This window comes from Bradyrhizobium sp. Kon58, from assembly GCF_055807455.1.
Window position 1 is genome coordinate 1 of the sequence record NZ_JBVVOT010000581.1, and the last position, 248, is coordinate 248.

General features: G+C 64.5%; 1 protein-coding gene. It reads left to right on the top strand.

Annotation, left to right across the window (positions count from 1 at the left end):
• Nucleotides 1-248: ATPase, T2SS/T4P/T4SS family (locus AC0L20_RS41575; RefSeq protein ID WP_473295922.1), on the top strand; the 248-nt coding region annotated here is incomplete at both ends.

Here is a 248-nt window from a genome sequence, read left to right on the forward strand (position 1 = left end):
GGCGCTGACGGCCGCTGAGACCGGGCACCTGGTATTTGGCACCTTGGATACCACCTCGGCGGCAAAGACGGTAGACAGGCTGGTGGACGTGTTCCCGGCGGTGGAAAAGGCCATGGTCCGCTCGATGCTGGCGGAGTCCCTGCAGGCGGTGGTCTCTCAGGTGTTGGTGAAGAAGACCGGCGGCGGACGCGTAGCGGCTCACGAAATCATGCTGGCGACGCCGGCCATTCGCAATCTGATCCGCGAAG